Here is a 16,236-nt window from a genome sequence, read left to right on the forward strand (position 1 = left end):
CAGAGGTTTGTTTTTATGTCGATCGAGTTTGCGAAGTATCACGGACTGGGCAATGATTTTATTCTGATTGACAACCGCCACTCCTCAGAACCAGTTTTAACACCAGAACAAGCTGTGTCCATGTGCGATCGACATTTTGGGATCGGCGCAGACGGCGTGATTTTTGCTCTTCCGGGTCAAAACGGCACTGACTATACGATGCGGATTTTTAACTCCGACGGTTCGGAACCGGAAATGTGCGGCAACGGGATTCGCTGTTTGGCTAAGTTTATCGCCGATTTGGAAGCAGCGGAAATTCACCCCCCCCAGCCCCCCCTTGCTAAGGGGGGGAGTAAATCTAAGACTGAGTATCGCATCCACACTCTGGCGGGTGTGATTAGCCCCGAATTGCGATCGGACGGTCAGGTTAAGGTGGATATGGGACTTCCCCGGTTGCTGGCTGCGGAAATTCCGACAACTTTGGCTGCACCAGATGCCAAAGTGATAGATGTGCCGATCGAAGTTGCTGATAAATCTTGGTCTGTTACCTGTGTCAGCATGGGAAATCCTCACTGCATTACGTTTGTAGAAGATGTTTCGGCTGTGGCTTTGGAAACTCTCGGCCCTCAATTTGAACACCACCCAGCCTTCCCGCAGCGTATAAATACCGAATTTATTCAAGTGATACGACGGGACTACGTAAAAATGCGGGTGTGGGAAAGGGGCGCAGGTGTTACTCTAGCTTGTGGGACTGGTGCTTGTGCTGCTGTGGTGGCTGGGGTGTTGGTCGGAAAGTGCGATCGGACAACTGCTGTTGAACTCCCCGGTGGCGTTTTGGAAATCGAATGGGCAGAAGTTTCTGGGCGGATTTACATGACTGGGCCAGCACAGCGAGTATTTACTGGTTGTCAGTAGTCAGTTGACAGTTGTCAGTTGACAGTTGTCAGTTGACAGTTGACAGTTGACAGTTGACAGTTGACAGTTGACAGTTGACAGTTGACAGTTGACAGTTGACAGTTGACAGTTGACAGTTGACAGTTGTCATTGGTCATTGCTCAAAAGGAGTTTTTTGTGGAATTAACAAACAAGAAAAATTCTTAAATTCCAAATTTTTCTTTAATTCTTTAATTATCAAGAATGCTCAATGACTAATGCCTTGCGCCTTGTGAAGTCATATCAAATCCGGTAGCATCGGAATAATATATTTGAATGATGGAGCGTGCGAGCGTCTCACTCGGGAACCAATCGTTCGCTATGGACGCTTGCACTACATAATTCCGATGCAACCGAAAACGATATCATAGGCTGAAGACTAATGACTAATGACAACTGTCAACTGTCAACTGTCAACTGTCAACTATCAACTGACTAAGCCTGAATTCTCAAATCTAAAATCTAAAATTAAGTAGGTGGATGTGCATGGCTGGAGGTATTTATCTGATTCAGGACGACGACAGGCTGGTAGAAATGATGGAACAGCCCTACGACTCGGAAGACCAGTTACAAGACTTGCTTGTAACTTATCCTAATCTGATTGCCGGAGATCAAATCGATCGGGCGACGGCGCGGAAGTGGCTGTTAATTTCACGGGAATCAGTGCCCACCGATGAGGAAACTGCCGTCCAATGGTCGCTGGATCATTTGTTTCTCGACCAAAATGCAGTTCCTACTTTGGTGGATGTCAGGCGCACTCCTAATGCTGCACTCCGGCAAAAAGTTTTAGGTCAGTCGATCGACTATGCTGCTAATGCGTTGGTTTACTGGCCAATAGATTCAATTATTGCTCTGTTTGAAGCCAATTGTCGCGATCGGGGTCGCGATCCCGAACAGATTTTTGAAGAGTTTCTCGGTGCGGATGCTAATGAAGACCTATTTTGGCAGAAAGTTAAAACTAATTTGCAAGCCGGTAAAATTCGCTTAGTATTTGTAGCAGACGAGATTTCGGCTGAAATGCGCCGAGTTGTGGAATTTCTCAACGAACAAATGGACCCGCTTGAAGTTTTGGCCCTGGAAATTAAGCAATATGTAAGTGAAGATGGTTTGAAAACCTTGGTTCCCAGAGTTATCGGTCAGACAGCCGAAGCACAGCATAAAAAATCCAACGCAATGCGCGAAAGAAGGCGCTGGGATGAATCGTCATTTTTTGCGGAAATCAAAGCTAGACAAGGCGCGGACGAGGCGCAAATGGCAAGAGCTATATACCTTTGGGCAAAAAGTCAAGAACCCGAAATTCAAATCCATTGGGGAACGGGGGACACCTACGGCGGTTTCGCCGCCGGGTTGCATCACAGGGGCAGAAAACCATATCAGTTATTCACTGTAGATATTGCTGGCAGAATGGAGATTTCTGCTGACAATTACGGTTCCCAACCGCCATTTAATGCAGAAAAAAATTGGCTGGAATTGAGAAATAAGCTAAGTTCGATCGGTCTTTCGCTACCTACAGAACCGGGCGAGAGAAGGTCGCCGAGTCTGGCTTTATCTACTTTGGAAGACGAATTTGCCCTCCAGCAAGTTATGGAAACGTTCAACTGGGCGATCGAGCAAATTAAAACGTTATAGTCATTGGGAATTGGGAATTGGGAATTGGGAATTGGGAATTGGGAATTGGGAATTGGGAATTGGGCATTTAAATTAGACATCTCCAATAATTCTTGTGGAACAAGCATCCTGCCTGTTCAAAACTGGCTTTTCTGGAGATGTCTATTGCATATTCAGGGCAGGCGGGACACCCCACAAGATTTTGAGTCTTTTTTGATATACAATTTAAATGCAGAGCAGCTTATCACCAACAACTAACCAATAACCAATAACCAGTAACCAGTAATTAATAGCGAATGTTTGCTTGTTTCAAACGGCGCAAAGCTTCTCCCAGCCGATCGCAATCTGCAATCAAACTAACCCTCACATATCCTTCACCACCAGGCCCAAAAGCATTACCAGGAGTCACAACAACACCCGTTTGCTGCAAAACATTCAGGGCAAAATCTGTCGAACTCATGCCCTGAGTGCAAGGAACCCAAAGATACATTGCAGCCAGAGGTTTAGGAATATTCCACCCCAATTCTGCCAATCCTGCAACCATAAAATCGCGGCGAGTGCGGTAGCGTTCCTGCACTTCGTGCAAGTAACTATCTGGTAATTGCAACGCTGTTTCTGCTGCTGCTTGCAAGGCAGAAAATATGCCGTAATCTAAGTTAGTTTTTAAAGTTCGCAAACCTTGAATGATCCGGCTGTTTCCCACTACAAAACCGACTCGCCAGCCGGCCATATTGTAGGTTTTTGACATGGTGTGAAATTCGACTCCGATTTCTTTGCCGCCGGGAATTTCTAATAAACTTGTCGGTTGATAGCCGTCAAAGGCTAATTCCGCATAACACAAATCGTGAACCAACAAAATTTGATGTTTGTGTGCGAAAGCAACAATATCTTTATAAAATTCGCGGGGGGCCGTTGCTCCGGTCGGATTGCTGGGATAATTAAAGTAGAGTATTTTGGCTTGTTCGGCTACGCTGTCGGGAATGGAACCTAAGTCAATTACCCAGTCATTCTCTGGTTTGAGGATGATGTTGTGAACTTTGGCACCGGCGATGATTGGGCCGCGAAATAATACGGGATAAGCGGGACTCGGTACTAATACTAAGTCGCCGGGATTGATATAGGCGATCGCAAAATGTGCTAAACCTTCTTTAGAACCCAATAAAGGCAATGCTTCCCCTTCTGGATCGAGTTCAACATTGTAGCGGCGGCTGTACCATTTGGTAATTGTGCGACGAAAACTGGCAGTTCCTTCAAAGGGCGGATAGCCGTGATTTGCAGGATTTTGGATAGCTGCGACGGCGGCTTCTACTACCGGTTGCGGAGTCGCACCGTCGGGGTTTCCCATTCCTAAGTCTATTAAATCTAGTCCTTGTTCGCGGGCGCGGGCTTTGAGTTCGTCGAGACGGGCAAATACGTAGGGCGGTAGTTTTTGCAACCTGTCAGCAGGGCTAATCCAATCCAAAGTCATTTTTTGTGTATCAGTTATTAGTTGTTTTTCGGGTTCGTAGTAAGGACTTCAGTCCTTTCTCACACAGTTTTTTAAGGACTAAAGTCCTTACTACAAACTGTTTTAATTCTTAATTTTTAATTGTCCCACAAGTGGTGCGGTAGAAACCATCGAATTTTGCCTGGTTCGTAGTAAGGACTTCAGTCCTTTCTAGGGCAACCTTTCAAGGACTAAAGTCCTGACTGCAAACTTTTTCAATTCTTGATTTTCAATTCTCCCACAGGTGCGGTGGTAGAAACCATCGCTGCCATTAATTGTTCGGGAACGACTTTAAATGGCAGTCTGTGGATGTCGGAATTGGGATAGCAGGCTATTTCGGCGGCGCGCTGCAATTGTGTGAGGCTAACGTCTCCGAGTCCTAAGTCGTCTAAAGTTTGGGGCAATCCAATCTCGGCGTAGAATTTTAGCAGTTGCTGTCTGGCGGTTGCTGCTAGTTGATTGTTTTGCAGAATTTCTTCTAGCCGCAGTTGCACTAATATGCCGTAGGCAACTTTTTCGCCGTGCAATGTGCCGTGACTTGCTAATAGATGAGTTAGGCCGTTGTGGACGGCGTGGGCGGCGACGGTGCGACACCCAGCCCCGCCGATGCCGCCGATTACTCCTGCTAGCAATACGGCGGCGTCTGTAACTTCTTGCCAGGTTTCGCTACCTGGTTCTTTGAGGGCGGCGGCTGATTTTTGGAACAGGATATCGCGCAGGATTCTAGCTTGTTGGACGGCAGAAATTATCAGAGTTTGTTCTGAGTGTCCGCTGCTGACTGATGCTTCGTACCATTTGGCGATCGCATCTCCAATTCCTGCTACTAATGTCCGCTGCGGTGCAGTTTGAATTAAGCCGTAGTCGAGTATCAATAAATCGGGACATCTGGCTAATGTGACATCGTATTGGAATGCACCTTGTTCGGAATAAATGTTAGAAAGTGCTGTCCAAGCGGCGCAGGTGGCTGCTGATGTGGGGATGGTGACGATCGCAATTTTGCACTGATGGGCGAGGAGTTTGGCTGCATCCAAGGCTTTGCCGCCGCCGACGCCGATGATGAAGTCGGCTTTGTGGGTTTGGACGGCTGCGCGGAGAGTTTCGAGGCCCCTTTCGCTGCAATCCTTGCCGTAGGCTGTTTGCGCGGATTGTAGCTGTTGTTGTTCGAGGATTGGTTGCAGGTAGGGTTGGGCGGCGGCGAGGGAGTTGCTACCGCCGACGATTAGCGGCCGCCTTCCGAAACGGGCGATCGCATTTCCGGCTTGTGCGAGGGCGTTTTGACCCCGCAATACACAAGCGGGAGCAATTGTCAAGGAATAAATTGCAGTAGGGGTGGCGGTTTTGGTGCTTTGGGTGTGAGTCATCGAACCACTGGATAAGTGACGGGAAGGTTGACGCTTTGCAGGATTGCTGGATTTTATAGGATAACTCTAACTCGTGTTGGGCAACATGGTAACTTTTGTAAAGTTTTTATTAAGTATTGTGGTTGGGCATGGGTTGCGGGAGTTGTAAGGGCGATCGGTATAATGAATTTACGGCCAAGCATTGAGGAGGGAGGATGGCACTTTACGACACGATCGGCAAAACCTACGCCCAAACCAGAAGAAGCGATCCACGCATAGCGACAAAACTGTTAGAAATTCTGCAATCTTCACAGGCTTCTACAATTGCTGATATTGGTGCTGGCACAGGTTCTTATGCACTTATTCTTGCTGAGCATGGATATCGTGTTCTGGCAGTTGAGCCGTCAGCAACAATGCGAAGTCAGGCGATCGCGCATCCTGCAATTCAATGGATAGATTCCTATGCGGATCGTCTATCTTTGCCCAATAAATCAGCACATGCAACTATTATCATGCTTGCGTTCCATCACTTCCAAAACTATCGACAAGCACTGCAAGAAATTCACAGGGTTACAGGTGGTGGTCAGGTAGTTATTTTTAATTACGATCCAGAGATGATAGAGAGTTTTTGGCTAACGCAATATTTTCCCTCTTTTGTTGCAGATGTGCAGTCCACATTTTTGCCAATTGCCAAGTTAAAGTCTGAAATTGAGTCAATTATGGATGCACCCGTGAATATACTTCCTTTCCCGTTACCGAATGATTTGTCAGACTCATTTGCTGCGGTGGGTTGGGCGCGACCAGAACTTTACTTGGATAACAGCGTTCGCAATGGGATCTCTAGCTTTTCCAAAATTACTGATGATGAATTAGAGCAAGGGTTATCAAGTTTGGAGCGGGATTTAGAGACAGGAGTATGGAATCACAAGTATGGATATTTACGTCAGCAGAGGCAGTATGATGTAGGGTATTATTTCATGTATACTGCCACTTAACATTGCACTGAGATGGAAGGCCACATAGGTGATCTGTTGGGTTGCAAAGGTGATCGCCGTCTGGTTAGCTTAAACTTTATTTTGCATTTATATTAAGTATTGTGCGGGGTTGGGGGACGGGCTGGGCGAGTTGTAAGGGCGATCGGTATAATGAATTTACGGCCAAGCATTGAGGAGGCACGATGGCACTTGACGATCGGCAAAACCTACGCCCAAACCACAAAAAGCAATAAAATATGACATTGAGCAAACATAGTATTTTGTTAACCGCTCTTCTATTATTAGTGCTAGGAAGTTCAATTTTCCTAAATATTCTGCTTTTCAGTCGAGCCAAACAGTATTATCGCGAACTCAATCAAACTCGCTTAGATCCTCTGGGATTGAACAACCATCCTATCAATGCCCAGCCAGTTACTAATACCAAGCAAACCCGTGTGGTTTTTTTTGGTGACTCCAGGGCGGCCAGTTGGACATCACCCAATCTCGGTGAATATGAATTCATCAACCGGGGAATTGGTTCTCAAACCTCTGTTCAGGCGATCGAGAGATTTGCCTATCATGTGAGTTCCTTAAAACCCAAAATTGTAATTATCCAAGTTGGTGTCAACGATCTGAAAACCATTCCCTTGTTTCCAGAAAGCAGAAATGCGATCGTTGCCAATTGTCAAGCAAATATTAAACGAATTGTCGAAGAATCTAAGAATCTAGGTGCAGTAGTAATCGTGACTACTATTTTCCCAGTCGGAGAAGTGCCACTAGAACGCAAGCCTTTTTGGTCTGATGACATCAGTCGGGCAATTAAAGAAGTGAATGCTTACATCGCTACATTAGCTGGAGAGAAAATCATAGTGTTTGATACATTCCCTATTCTTGGCGATAGTCAGGGCATGATTTTACGAAAATATAGCTCCGATGAACTACATTTGAATGCACAGGGTTATGCGATTCTCAATGAGAATCTGTCGCCACTACTAAATACAAGCGGACAAAAGAAAGTACAGAATTAGAAAATAATATATTAGTGTAAATAAATAATTTATGAATCAATAAAAAGCCCAAAAATATGCCATACAGTCAATTTACAACCATCACCAAGGTTAAAGAAGCCTTCAATTTAACCACAGTAGAAGGAATCAGATTTCTCCCTGAAATTGCCCCCATCCAACCCAGTATTAGTCTGGTGGCCACTCTGGAAGAAACTTTACCACTTGCTGTAGCTACAGGCAGCGAAAAAGCCAGATCCGAGCTAATTATTAGCCCCGTGCTTGTAGAGGTTCGCCGCATTCTCAACCGTCAAATTAGTCTGTTCTCTGGGGAAGATTTCAACGTAGATGAATCTCTGGGACTGAATGGACGCTGCGACTTTTTGATCAGTTGTTCCACAGAACAATTAGCAATTGAAGCACCCGCCATTATTATTGTAGAGGCAAAACAGGCTGATTTAAAAACAGGAATTGGTCAGTGTGTTGCAGAAATGGTGGCGGCACAGAAATTTAATGAAGCCAAACAAAAACCTTTACCTACCCTCTATGGTTGTGTTACTAATGGTCTCCAATGGCAATTTCTTCAGCTTATTGGAAACGAAGTAACCATCGACCTGAATATTTACTCCTTACCGCCAGTAGAGCAAATTTTGGGTTTTTTGGTTTGGATGGTAAGGTTTGACAATAGAGATTTTTGATCGATAAATCGAATAGAGTTTTCAACTTGTGCAGAACTTGTTGCGAATCCTGCCAAAAAACAGTAGACCTCTTGCTCTCGTCAAATTTACCCCCCTTAGTCCCCCCTTACTAAGGGGGGAAACAAGAATAATCTTGCTCCCTCCCCTTAATAAGGGGAGGGTTGGGGTGGGGTGCTTTGGATTTTTGCAAGAGTTCTAGTATATACTGTTTACGAATTGCTCAATTATGTTGACTTAGGCTATTAGTTGCATTTAAACTTATTATCAAAATGGGAAAGAAGAAATCACTGAATGCGAAACGGCTCAAAAGAAATCAGGTTCAGGAATTAATAGAATCTGAGGGAAGACTGCATGAGGAGTTTACAAAATTTTTTGAGGAGACATATAGCACTGGATACAAGAATCAGCCTCAAATTTATGAGTTATCAAATGATAGATTTCTCTTTGTTTTCGATCCCAAAGGATTTTTAAGTCCTGGTAGAGGAGATATTTACTCTAAAGAATATTTTCTGCACATGATTCGATGGACACAGAAGGTGAGGGATGACTATGCTAATAACCGGGGTAATTCTGTAAGTCATTGGATATATTATTCAAAAAACAAATTACAGCTTGTTAACAAGGTTGATGAATTGATTAATGAGTTAACAATTTATTTAGATATTTTGGATGTGGAATTGGATTATTCATACAAAAGTTTAGATATTGTATCTAGCAAGGCTGAAAGTTATGGATTTGAAAAAGTTCAAGCTGATTTATACGATAATCTAATTGCCTATGTAGGAGAGGTTATACGACGCAGAGTAAAAGGTGATTGGGTTATTAGAGAAGATTATCCAGGTTGTGAATACCCTACTATTCAAGTGAATAATGGCGTACTTATGCCTATTAATGTGGTGTGGCAAGAGCTAGGTAGGCTTGAATCAATAAATCTACGGCAAGAAGCTGCTAATGAAATAAGACGATTTTCACTCAGATATCGGTAGATGTCAAATTTTACTAGATTTAGATATGTTGCGCTGCTTAACATTTATTTGATGTCTTTTGCGGCGCTGTTTTAATTAAGCCGTAGTCGAGTATCAATAAATCGGGACATCTGGCTAATGTGACATCGTAAGTGACGGGAAGGTTGACGCTTTGCAGGATTGCTGGATTTTAGAGGATAACTCTAACTCGTGTTGGGCAACATGGTAACTTTTGTAAAGTTTTTATTAAGTATTGTGGTTGGGCATGGGTTGAGGGAGTTGTAAGGGCGATCGCTTTATCATTAAAATTGAGGCTTAACATACAAATCCCAAACTCGTTTCACTACTTCTGCATCTGCTTGAGAAATTTGCCCGATTTTCGCCAGCAACAAAGACTTTTCCAAACAATCTAATCTAGATAAACGCACTGTTGAAGCAATACGCAAACCGCTGGCTTGCCAATCATTAAGAAATACATCAGTTTGGCTGCGGGGTTTTGCAGAGGTGACGGCTGCTGCTACCACATCCTCGCAATCCAACCACAATAAAAATATGGGACGTTTTTTAGAGCCTGCGCCACCTGTAAAGGGAATATTTGCTACCCAAAAATCACCCGGTTCAATAGTCATCATAAAGTCCTTCGTCTTCGGGTGCGTAGCTGTTCAAAAAAGCCTCGTGGCTGCGAGTAATAGCTGAGTCAATTAAAGATTCTTCGCCATCAAGTACCGAAAACTCCGTTAATTCAGGATAAGTCAAAAAATCTTCGGCTGTAGCTGCTATATATGGTGCTAGTATTTTATGGCGTTCTGCGATCGGCAACCTAGCAATTTCTGTAAGTGAGAGCTTGAGAGTAGGTGCGGTTGTTGGCGAATTGTTAGACTCAGAACTTTCGCTGGATAACTGCTTTTTCTGTGACGCTTTTTGCACGAGGAATTGTACAAAGTCGAGGACTTCTTCTTGTTTCTCAGTTGGCAACTGTCGCAGATTCTCTAACACGGCTTGCTCAAAATTGATTGTTTCTGACATTTCAATTACCTTCCTTAAGCGTTGATCGGTTTATTTATCACGCAGCCAAGTTTTGTAGTTCCATGTTTGCAAATCACGCCGATCACAATTTCGATCGCTAAAATCCTATCCCATCAGCAGTTATATACAGTCATCCAGCATTTCATAATCATCCAAGCAATTAGAGGCTGTATTCATAAAACTTAGTAAACATCATCATGAGAGCCAAGAGTCAGCAGTAAAATCTCTGCTTCATCTGTATCTGAATTATGAACAAATTTAAACACAATTCGATTGCTATAGTCAATGGAACAAGACCATCTATCCGATAAATCTCCTTTGAGTTTATGAGTCCGTAAAGTAGGAGCAAATGGCTCTTCAGCAAGTTGTTGTAATGTTTGCTCAACTAAAGAGCGCAATTGCGGATTTTGGCGAACTAAACGCTTGAGCGCACGAGTAAAGGCTGAACTCCAAATTAAAGTTTTCACTCATCTAACTCCGCCATCAAGTCGGCAACTGTACCTCGACGCACATTGCCTATTTCATAATCTTTTTCTGACTCGGCAACTGCTTTCAATAGTTCATCGCGATGCTGTTGCTTAAGACGGTTTTGAATGATATCGATCAGCATATTCTGCTCTTCAGGCGAGAGAGCTTCTACGGTATCTATTGCTTTTTGAAAAATAGAAGTCTTTTCAGCTTGAGTCATGTTTAGGTTAAGGTTGCAATCAGTCTATTATAGCTTAACTTAATCGATGGGTGCATCTCAATTTGGGAAGGGCTTCGCCCCTACGAGTATATTTGCAAAAATGAGATGCACCCGGTCTATCCTGCCAAGCCAACTAACCATCGCCTTGAACCTCAATAGTATAACTGTAGCCCTGTTCAGTCAGAAACAGTTGGCGGTGTCGCGCAAAATCTTCCTCGCAAGTTTGTAGCGACACTAATGTATAAAAACTCGCAGTGTGTCCGTCAGATTTAGGGCGGAGAATTCGTCCGAGGCGCTGCGCTTCTTCTTGGCGAGAACCATATTTACCTGATACTTGAATCAACACATCGGCATCGGGTAAATCGACGGCAAAATTGCCCACGCGAGATAGAATTAATCCGGGAATCTCTTTGTGACGGAATGCTTCGTATAACCGATCGCGCTCAACCTGTTTTGTCTTCCCCGTAATCAGCGGCAAATCGGTAACTCGGGCGATCGCATCCAACTGTTCGAGATACTCACCAATAATTAAAATACGGTGTCCCGCCTCCTTTTGCAACAAACCTTGCACCACATCCAACTTACCCGGATTTTCCGCAGCAATCCGAAACTGGCTGCGGCGGGGCGCTAGGGCATATTCCATTTTTTCGGCCTCATTTTGGGCGACGCGGATTTCGGTACAATTGGCTGTAGCAATAAATCCCTGTCCTTCCAATTCGCGCCAAGGTACGTCATAGCGCTTCGGGCCAATTAGCGTGAAAACATCCCCTTCCTTCCCGTCTTCGCGAATCAATGTCGCAGTCAAACCTAAGCGGCGTCGCGCTTGTAAGTCGGCGGTAATCCGAAATATCGGTGCGGGTAATAGATGAACTTCATCATAAATAATCAGTCCCCAGGATTGCGCGTTAAATAACTCGAAGTGCGGGAAGTCATCATCTTTAGTCGATCGATAACTGAGCATTTGGTAAGTCGAGAGAGTTACAGAAGCCGTTTTTTTGCTGTTGCTGCTGTACTCGGCGATCGCATCTTCAGTTAAACTCGTCTTGTCCAATATTTCCCTGCGCCACTGGTGCACCGAAGTCAAACTGCTGGTAAGAATCAGTGTCTTTTGCTGCACCAAACTCATCGCAATCATCCCCACAATCGTCTTACCAGCCCCGCACGGTAGGACGATCGTCCCACTGCCGCCTCTAACCTCTCCGCCTTGATAGAATGCCTCTACGGCTTCCTTTTGATAGGCGCGCAAATTGAAGGGTAAGTCGCCTCCTAAAGTGCGATCGCGCAACGCAATCGCCAACTCGGCACCCTCGATATATCCAGCCAAATCTTCCGCCGGATAACCTACTGCTAGCAAAGCTTGTTTGAGTACACCCCGATTCCCCGCATCGACTTGAAAGCAAAGATCCGAAATCCGCTTACCTAACAGCGGTTTTACGCGATCGTCCCGCACTAACAACTCCGTCAGCGGGCGATCGACAATCCGCAGTTGTAAATTGGGATTTTCCGCATCAATCCTTTCAATTACCGTCAATCCGTAGCGCGTACCGAGTAGTTCAATTTCCTGCGCTACCGATTCGGGAATATCATATTTAGCATACTTTCGCAGCGCTGCGATCATCAATTCAACTAACATTCCCGCCGCCCTGGCATTCCACACACTCAAGGGCGTGATGCGATAGGTGTGGATGTGTTCGGGACTTTTGATTAATTCGGCAAAAGGTGCGATCGCTTCTCGTGCTAATTTCGCTGTAGGGGCGTGAACTTCTAGTAAAATTGAGCGATCGCTCTGCACGATTAAAGCATTCTCAGCAACATAACTCATAATTCACAGTTGACAGTTGATAGTTGACAGTTGACAGTTGGCAGTTGGCAGTTGACAGTTGGCAGTTGGCAGTTGACAGTTGGCAGTTGACAGTTGATAGTTGATAGTTGACAGTTGGCAGTTGACAGTTGATAGTTGATAGTTGATAGAAGGAAAAAATCCCTTCGAGTTCGATCAGGGTAAAAAGAGGGGAGAAGGAAGAAGGAAGAGAAATGTTTGGTTTATTTATTCCAGTCTATGTGAAAGGTGCGTCGCGATCGAGATTGTAGATCGCATTTAGGGATTTATCGCCAGCGACGCACCCTACAAATACTCTTGTGGGGGGGACAGGATGCTTCTCAAAGTCCCCCTTTTTAAGGGGGATTTAGGGGGATCTTGCCTCGGCTATAAACGAAAGATACAAAGGTTTTCGCGCCATTGTTGATACTCATAATATCAGGTGTATTATTTATCCGACTGGGGTAAGACATAACCCATTTGTCGCAGGGCGGTGCGAAATTTCGTTTCCTGGCCCAATGGAACCGCTACAGTGCGATCGCCCGCCAACTGACAGAACTTTTTAGTACGGGAATCATTGGCAATCAGCAATGCTATATGGGCGGTAGTACATTCGATCAACCTGACACTACCTATATCTTGCACGCTATTCGATCGCTCTGTAACATCCGTCAGAAATTGTTGCACAGTTTGCGGCAGCGGTTCAATACTCCGGGCGTCCAAAAACTCTGTAAACTCGGCTAATGGATATCCGTTTTCAATGGCTACAAAGATTTTTGGGCGATCGAGTCGCCACACAACATCCGAAACTTTCTTAGTATAGATATCCAGGACGATCGCATCAGATGTCTCGACACCATCTCCCGCCGCAATAATTTCTAGATTCGGCAATACCCGCAGCGTTTGACGAACCTCAATTGCTGGCGGAATATACTTATCCGTCAAATCCAAACAATAAGCCCCCAAAGCCGTCAAGCGAAAATATACTAAGCCATCATAACGACTCAAGAATTCCAGATTGTCCGTTCCCCAAAGATAGTCATAATCGGATGGTATGAGTAACGGATCGACATATGCAACATCAATGATTCCCAAAGTAGCAGCATACTCAAACAAAAAACAGCGCATATATCGTTCTTCCAGAATCGGCCAACTGTCGCCACCCAATTCTGATAAGTTTCCATACCCAGCTTCACCAATATACAGATAGTACGGTTCCTCCGTCACCTCAAATCTATGGCCCGTTGCGACTAGATATCTACTAAAATCATGAAACATAATCCACTTACCCACAGGACATTCTACGAGCACAGAGACGATCGCATCTCTCCGCCAAGTGACATCCGTAATGCCACCTGCACCCCTCCCAGTTTGTCCTTTGATCGCATCAATGCGGCGAAATTCATCAAAGACTTTTGTCTTTAACCAGCGTTTCCATGCTGTCTGTAAACCTTTGGCGGGTGATTCTTGTAAAGCTTTCTGTCCCGCTTTTGTCAAAACTAGCTTTTTGCCCGATCGTTCCGCGAACTTGCTCCCTTGCGCTATCATTATCCAAGCAAAGGGCTTGATGCTACCGATTTCAGCGAATACTTCATCATCGTAGTCGCTATCCTTGGCTAGGCTAATTTGACGCTGTTCCTCATTATAAAAATCACCGCCTTGCAATATAGAGGCGATCGCCTTTACACTTCCAGCAGTAGGTAAAGCAGTTTTCTCGCTAACCGCAACTTTACCCGACTGAATCAGACGCAAAACGGCTGCAAAATCCTTTGTAGCTGCCAACTGTGTTTCACAAGAAGCCAAGGGAATATCGTATTCTTCTGTCTCCTTTTCTCCTGTACTATAGTTATATCTTTGAACGCTGAGTTTAACCTGATTTTGTAATGTTTCACCAACATTATCTAACGTGGCTTCTTTGGGTTCTGGAACAAATTTCAGCAATTCTTCTTCTAAATCGTAGGGTATCTGCCTGCCATAAATAAACAAGCATAGCAGTGATGGTTCTCTGTTAGTTCCATAGCGATCGCTTGTTCCAAAATTTGCTGGTTCTCCGTATTTTGCGCTAAATATCTCAGGAAAATAAATACCATCCTCCCCATGTATAACTTCAGCTACAGCCGCTTTTTGAAGGTCGTCTAATTTCGCCCACACCTTCCGAAGGTTCTCTCCCAGCAATTGCGATCTAATGCCATCAACCAGATCTGCTTTACGGGTTAATTTACGAGGATCTGGTAATAATGCTTTGAGCTTTTTTAAATCGTCAACAATTATTCCTTCGAGTGCCTGTTGGAGGCTAACAAGGTTATTTATGGTTTGGTAACGCGACATAATATTTGACAATGCGCCCGCTTCAAAATTGTTTTTGCAACCCAAATATAACAACTTTACGGGATGCAAAGCTTGAACTTTTGTTACAAAATCCAGAAATTTGGTTAAACAGTTACGGTACGATGAACCGGAACGGTGTATAGATTATTTGTTTTAAATTTTAATGGAATATTTACCACCCTAAAATTACCCGGTTCAACAGTAGTCGGGTGCGTCGCCATTAACAATCCCTCAAAAAAAATGGACAATCTCAAAGCGACGCACCTTAGACTTCTTGCAAAAGTCCTTTTAATCAAATTTTCGGACGGACTCTGGGCACCATCCCACAAGTCAATCGATTTTAGATTTTAGATTTTAGATTTTAGATTGACCCCACGGATAAATTTGGGGGAAGAGAGGATTTTAGATTTTCGATTTGGGATTGATTCCTCAAAAAAATGAACAATCTCAAAGCGACGCACCTTATAAACTGAGCCTCTTATCAGCAAAACGAACAATTATATTGTATGGTTTGTTTCGTCCACCCAATGTGTAACGTGCGTCGCCATGAGATATGGCGTGAAATTTAGGGATTGTTCTCGTGCGACACACCCTACGACTAACTGAAACCATTGCCGACAAAGGAGTTTTTATGTAATTAATTTTGTGTGGTTACTTACTCGATCGAAACTGACATACTGTAACTTGCACCTCCTCTTTCTGTGCCGATAGCTATTTGATAGTCTCCTGTTTGGCTCAATTCTCCAGACCAGTTTTTTGATTCTTTAACTATTGTCTTTGTATTTGGGTCTATGATGTTAAAAACAGCATTTTTTTCAAGGGATTGGATCTCGATCTTCATCTTTTGCCCTTTTTTAGCTTTAATCAAATAAGTATTAACAGTGCCGCGCGCTACTCCTCCTTTGATTTCCGCTGAATTAGTACCTTTTTTGAACTGGATTCGCTGCTGAACCTTAGCCATTAAAACGGCAGGTTTTTCGGAAGTTGCTGGGGAGGAAACCATGCTGGATATGGCTTTTACTGAAGCTGGAAAAATCAGGGATGCACTTAAGCCGATCGTCAAAATATTGAGCGGGAATTTGAAACTTTTTGCTGGTGTTCTCATGGGAGTTTAACAGTAAGAGTGAAATTTGTTTACTTGTAGGATTATAGCTGACTGGGGCTGTGTGCGCGCGATCGCCCTTACCGCCAACTTGATTGGAGAGGGAACCCCGAGATGTGAGATAATTCTAGGCGATCGCAACTTACCAGAAAGAATTGGTTGAAAGTCGTAACCCCGATCGGGAGAAATAAAAATCAGACTATTCATTACTCCAATCCTCTTCCTTCTAGGTAGAGGTCGCTCTCAAACTGTCAACTGTCAACTGTCAACTGTCAACTGTCAACTG

At 44.2% G+C, this 16,236-nt stretch carries 16 protein-coding genes; 6 read left to right on the forward strand and 10 right to left on the reverse strand.

Features of this window, described 5'->3' with window-relative positions:
- Nucleotides 1-15 precede the first annotated feature (15 nt).
- Nucleotides 16-894, forward strand: coding sequence for a diaminopimelate epimerase (gene dapF, locus JGK14_RS15030; protein ID WP_293191949.1), 879 nt, complete (start codon nucleotides 16-18; stop codon nucleotides 892-894).
- A 504-nt stretch (nucleotides 895-1,398) separates the two neighbouring features.
- Entirely contained in the window at nucleotides 1,399-2,541 is a 1,143-nt protein-coding gene (locus JGK14_RS15035) for a hypothetical protein (RefSeq protein WP_293196276.1), read from the forward strand.
- 265 nt (nucleotides 2,542-2,806) lie between these two features.
- Here the strand turns inward: JGK14_RS15035 and JGK14_RS15040 are convergent, their stop codons facing one another.
- Both JGK14_RS15040 and JGK14_RS15045 read right to left on the reverse strand, forming a co-directional pair.
- The gene (locus tag JGK14_RS15040) at nucleotides 2,807-3,988 is read right to left on the reverse strand and encodes an aspartate aminotransferase (RefSeq protein ID WP_325315224.1); all 1,182 of its coding nucleotides are present in this window, start codon (nucleotides 3,986-3,988) and stop codon (nucleotides 2,807-2,809) included.
- 233 nt (nucleotides 3,989-4,221) lie between these two features.
- Nucleotides 4,222-5,367, reverse strand: a complete 1,146-nt coding sequence (locus JGK14_RS15045) for an iron-containing alcohol dehydrogenase family protein (RefSeq protein ID WP_325315225.1) — start codon at nucleotides 5,365-5,367, stop codon at nucleotides 4,222-4,224.
- 194 nt (nucleotides 5,368-5,561) lie between these two features.
- Between JGK14_RS15045 and JGK14_RS15050 the strand changes: the two genes are divergently transcribed.
- The 4 genes from JGK14_RS15050 (at nucleotide 5,562) to JGK14_RS15065 (ending at nucleotide 9,008) form a co-directional block, all read left to right on the forward strand.
- The gene (locus tag JGK14_RS15050; RefSeq protein ID WP_325315226.1) at nucleotides 5,562-6,341 is read left to right on the forward strand and encodes a class I SAM-dependent methyltransferase; all 780 of its coding nucleotides are present in this window, start codon (nucleotides 5,562-5,564) and stop codon (nucleotides 6,339-6,341) included.
- A 236-nt stretch (nucleotides 6,342-6,577) separates the two neighbouring features.
- Nucleotides 6,578-7,348 (forward strand): SGNH/GDSL hydrolase family protein, encoded by a 771-nt coding sequence (locus tag JGK14_RS15055; protein WP_325315227.1) that lies wholly within the window; start codon nucleotides 6,578-6,580, stop codon nucleotides 7,346-7,348.
- Between the two features lie 56 nt (nucleotides 7,349-7,404).
- The gene (locus tag JGK14_RS15060) at nucleotides 7,405-8,022 is read left to right on the forward strand and encodes a hypothetical protein (RefSeq protein ID WP_325315228.1); all 618 of its coding nucleotides are present in this window, start codon (nucleotides 7,405-7,407) and stop codon (nucleotides 8,020-8,022) included.
- Nucleotides 8,023-8,291: 269 nt separating this feature from the next.
- Nucleotides 8,292-9,008, forward strand: coding sequence for a hypothetical protein (locus JGK14_RS15065; protein ID WP_325315229.1), 717 nt, complete (start codon nucleotides 8,292-8,294; stop codon nucleotides 9,006-9,008).
- Between the two features lie 281 nt (nucleotides 9,009-9,289).
- Here the strand turns inward: JGK14_RS15065 and JGK14_RS15070 are convergent, their stop codons facing one another.
- The 8 genes from JGK14_RS15070 to JGK14_RS15105 all read right to left on the reverse strand — a co-directional run bounded on the left by JGK14_RS15070 (nucleotide 9,290) and on the right by JGK14_RS15105 (nucleotide 16,157).
- Complete coding sequence (locus JGK14_RS15070; RefSeq protein WP_325315230.1) at nucleotides 9,290-9,619, reverse strand: type II toxin-antitoxin system PemK/MazF family toxin; 330 nt, start codon at nucleotides 9,617-9,619, stop codon at nucleotides 9,290-9,292.
- Nucleotides 9,606-10,013 (reverse strand): DUF2281 domain-containing protein, encoded by a 408-nt coding sequence (locus JGK14_RS15075; RefSeq protein WP_293183688.1) that lies wholly within the window; start codon nucleotides 10,011-10,013, stop codon nucleotides 9,606-9,608. The genes JGK14_RS15070 and JGK14_RS15075 overlap by 14 nt, the downstream gene beginning before the upstream one ends.
- Before the next feature lie 182 nt (nucleotides 10,014-10,195).
- Nucleotides 10,196-10,480 carry a type II toxin-antitoxin system RelE/ParE family toxin gene (locus tag JGK14_RS15080; protein WP_293183690.1) on the reverse strand — a complete coding sequence of 95 codons (285 nt, stop codon included), beginning with the start codon at nucleotides 10,478-10,480 and terminating at the stop codon, nucleotides 10,196-10,198.
- The gene (locus JGK14_RS15085) at nucleotides 10,477-10,701 is read right to left on the reverse strand and encodes a hypothetical protein (protein ID WP_293183692.1); all 225 of its coding nucleotides are present in this window, start codon (nucleotides 10,699-10,701) and stop codon (nucleotides 10,477-10,479) included. The genes JGK14_RS15080 and JGK14_RS15085 overlap by 4 nt, the downstream gene beginning before the upstream one ends.
- 133 nt (nucleotides 10,702-10,834) lie before the next feature.
- The gene (locus JGK14_RS15090; protein ID WP_325315231.1) at nucleotides 10,835-12,523 is read right to left on the reverse strand and encodes a DNA repair helicase XPB; all 1,689 of its coding nucleotides are present in this window, start codon (nucleotides 12,521-12,523) and stop codon (nucleotides 10,835-10,837) included.
- Between the two features lie 444 nt (nucleotides 12,524-12,967).
- Nucleotides 12,968-14,848: a hypothetical protein gene (locus JGK14_RS15095; RefSeq protein WP_293312881.1), complete on the reverse strand. Its 1,881-nt coding sequence runs from the start codon at nucleotides 14,846-14,848 to the stop codon at nucleotides 12,968-12,970.
- Between the two features lie 655 nt (nucleotides 14,849-15,503).
- Entirely contained in the window at nucleotides 15,504-15,953 is a 450-nt protein-coding gene (locus JGK14_RS15100) for a hypothetical protein (protein WP_293183698.1), read from the reverse strand.
- A 6-nt stretch (nucleotides 15,954-15,959) separates the two neighbouring features.
- Nucleotides 15,960-16,157: a hypothetical protein gene (locus JGK14_RS15105; protein ID WP_293183700.1), complete on the reverse strand. Its 198-nt coding sequence runs from the start codon at nucleotides 16,155-16,157 to the stop codon at nucleotides 15,960-15,962.
- Between the last annotated feature and the right edge of the window lie 79 nt (nucleotides 16,158-16,236).

Source organism: Microcoleus sp. PH2017_28_MFU_U_A (assembly GCF_020738035.1).
Lineage (GTDB): Bacteria > Cyanobacteriota > Cyanobacteriia > Cyanobacteriales > Microcoleaceae > Microcoleus.

Coding starts and splice junctions, on each gene's coding strand:
- JGK14_RS15100 (WP_293183698.1), bottom strand. CDS start 15,953: ATGAGAACACCAGCAAAAAGTTTCAAATTCCCGCTCAATATTTTGACG.
- JGK14_RS15060 (WP_325315228.1), top strand. CDS start 7,405: ATGCCATACAGTCAATTTACAACCATCACCAAGGTTAAAGAAGCCTTC.
- JGK14_RS15070 (WP_325315230.1), bottom strand. CDS start 9,619: ATGATGACTATTGAACCGGGTGATTTTTGGGTAGCAAATATTCCCTTT.
- JGK14_RS15095 (WP_293312881.1), bottom strand. CDS start 14,848: ATGTCGCGTTACCAAACCATAAATAACCTTGTTAGCCTCCAACAGGCA.
- JGK14_RS15075 (WP_293183688.1), bottom strand. CDS start 10,013: ATGTCAGAAACAATCAATTTTGAGCAAGCCGTGTTAGAGAATCTGCGA.
- JGK14_RS15045 (WP_325315225.1), bottom strand. CDS start 5,367: ATGACTCACACCCAAAGCACCAAAACCGCCACCCCTACTGCAATTTAT.
- JGK14_RS15055 (WP_325315227.1), top strand. CDS start 6,578: ATGACATTGAGCAAACATAGTATTTTGTTAACCGCTCTTCTATTATTA.
- JGK14_RS15035 (WP_293196276.1), top strand. CDS start 1,399: ATGGCTGGAGGTATTTATCTGATTCAGGACGACGACAGGCTGGTAGAA.
- JGK14_RS15040 (WP_325315224.1), bottom strand. CDS start 3,988: ATGACTTTGGATTGGATTAGCCCTGCTGACAGGTTGCAAAAACTACCG.
- JGK14_RS15065 (WP_325315229.1), top strand. CDS start 8,292: ATGGGAAAGAAGAAATCACTGAATGCGAAACGGCTCAAAAGAAATCAG.
- JGK14_RS15085 (WP_293183692.1), bottom strand. CDS start 10,701: ATGACTCAAGCTGAAAAGACTTCTATTTTTCAAAAAGCAATAGATACC.
- JGK14_RS15105 (WP_293183700.1), bottom strand. CDS start 16,157: ATGAATAGTCTGATTTTTATTTCTCCCGATCGGGGTTACGACTTTCAA.
- JGK14_RS15050 (WP_325315226.1), top strand. CDS start 5,562: ATGGCACTTTACGACACGATCGGCAAAACCTACGCCCAAACCAGAAGA.
- dapF (WP_293191949.1), top strand. CDS start 16: ATGTCGATCGAGTTTGCGAAGTATCACGGACTGGGCAATGATTTTATT.
- JGK14_RS15090 (WP_325315231.1), bottom strand. CDS start 12,523: ATGAGTTATGTTGCTGAGAATGCTTTAATCGTGCAGAGCGATCGCTCA.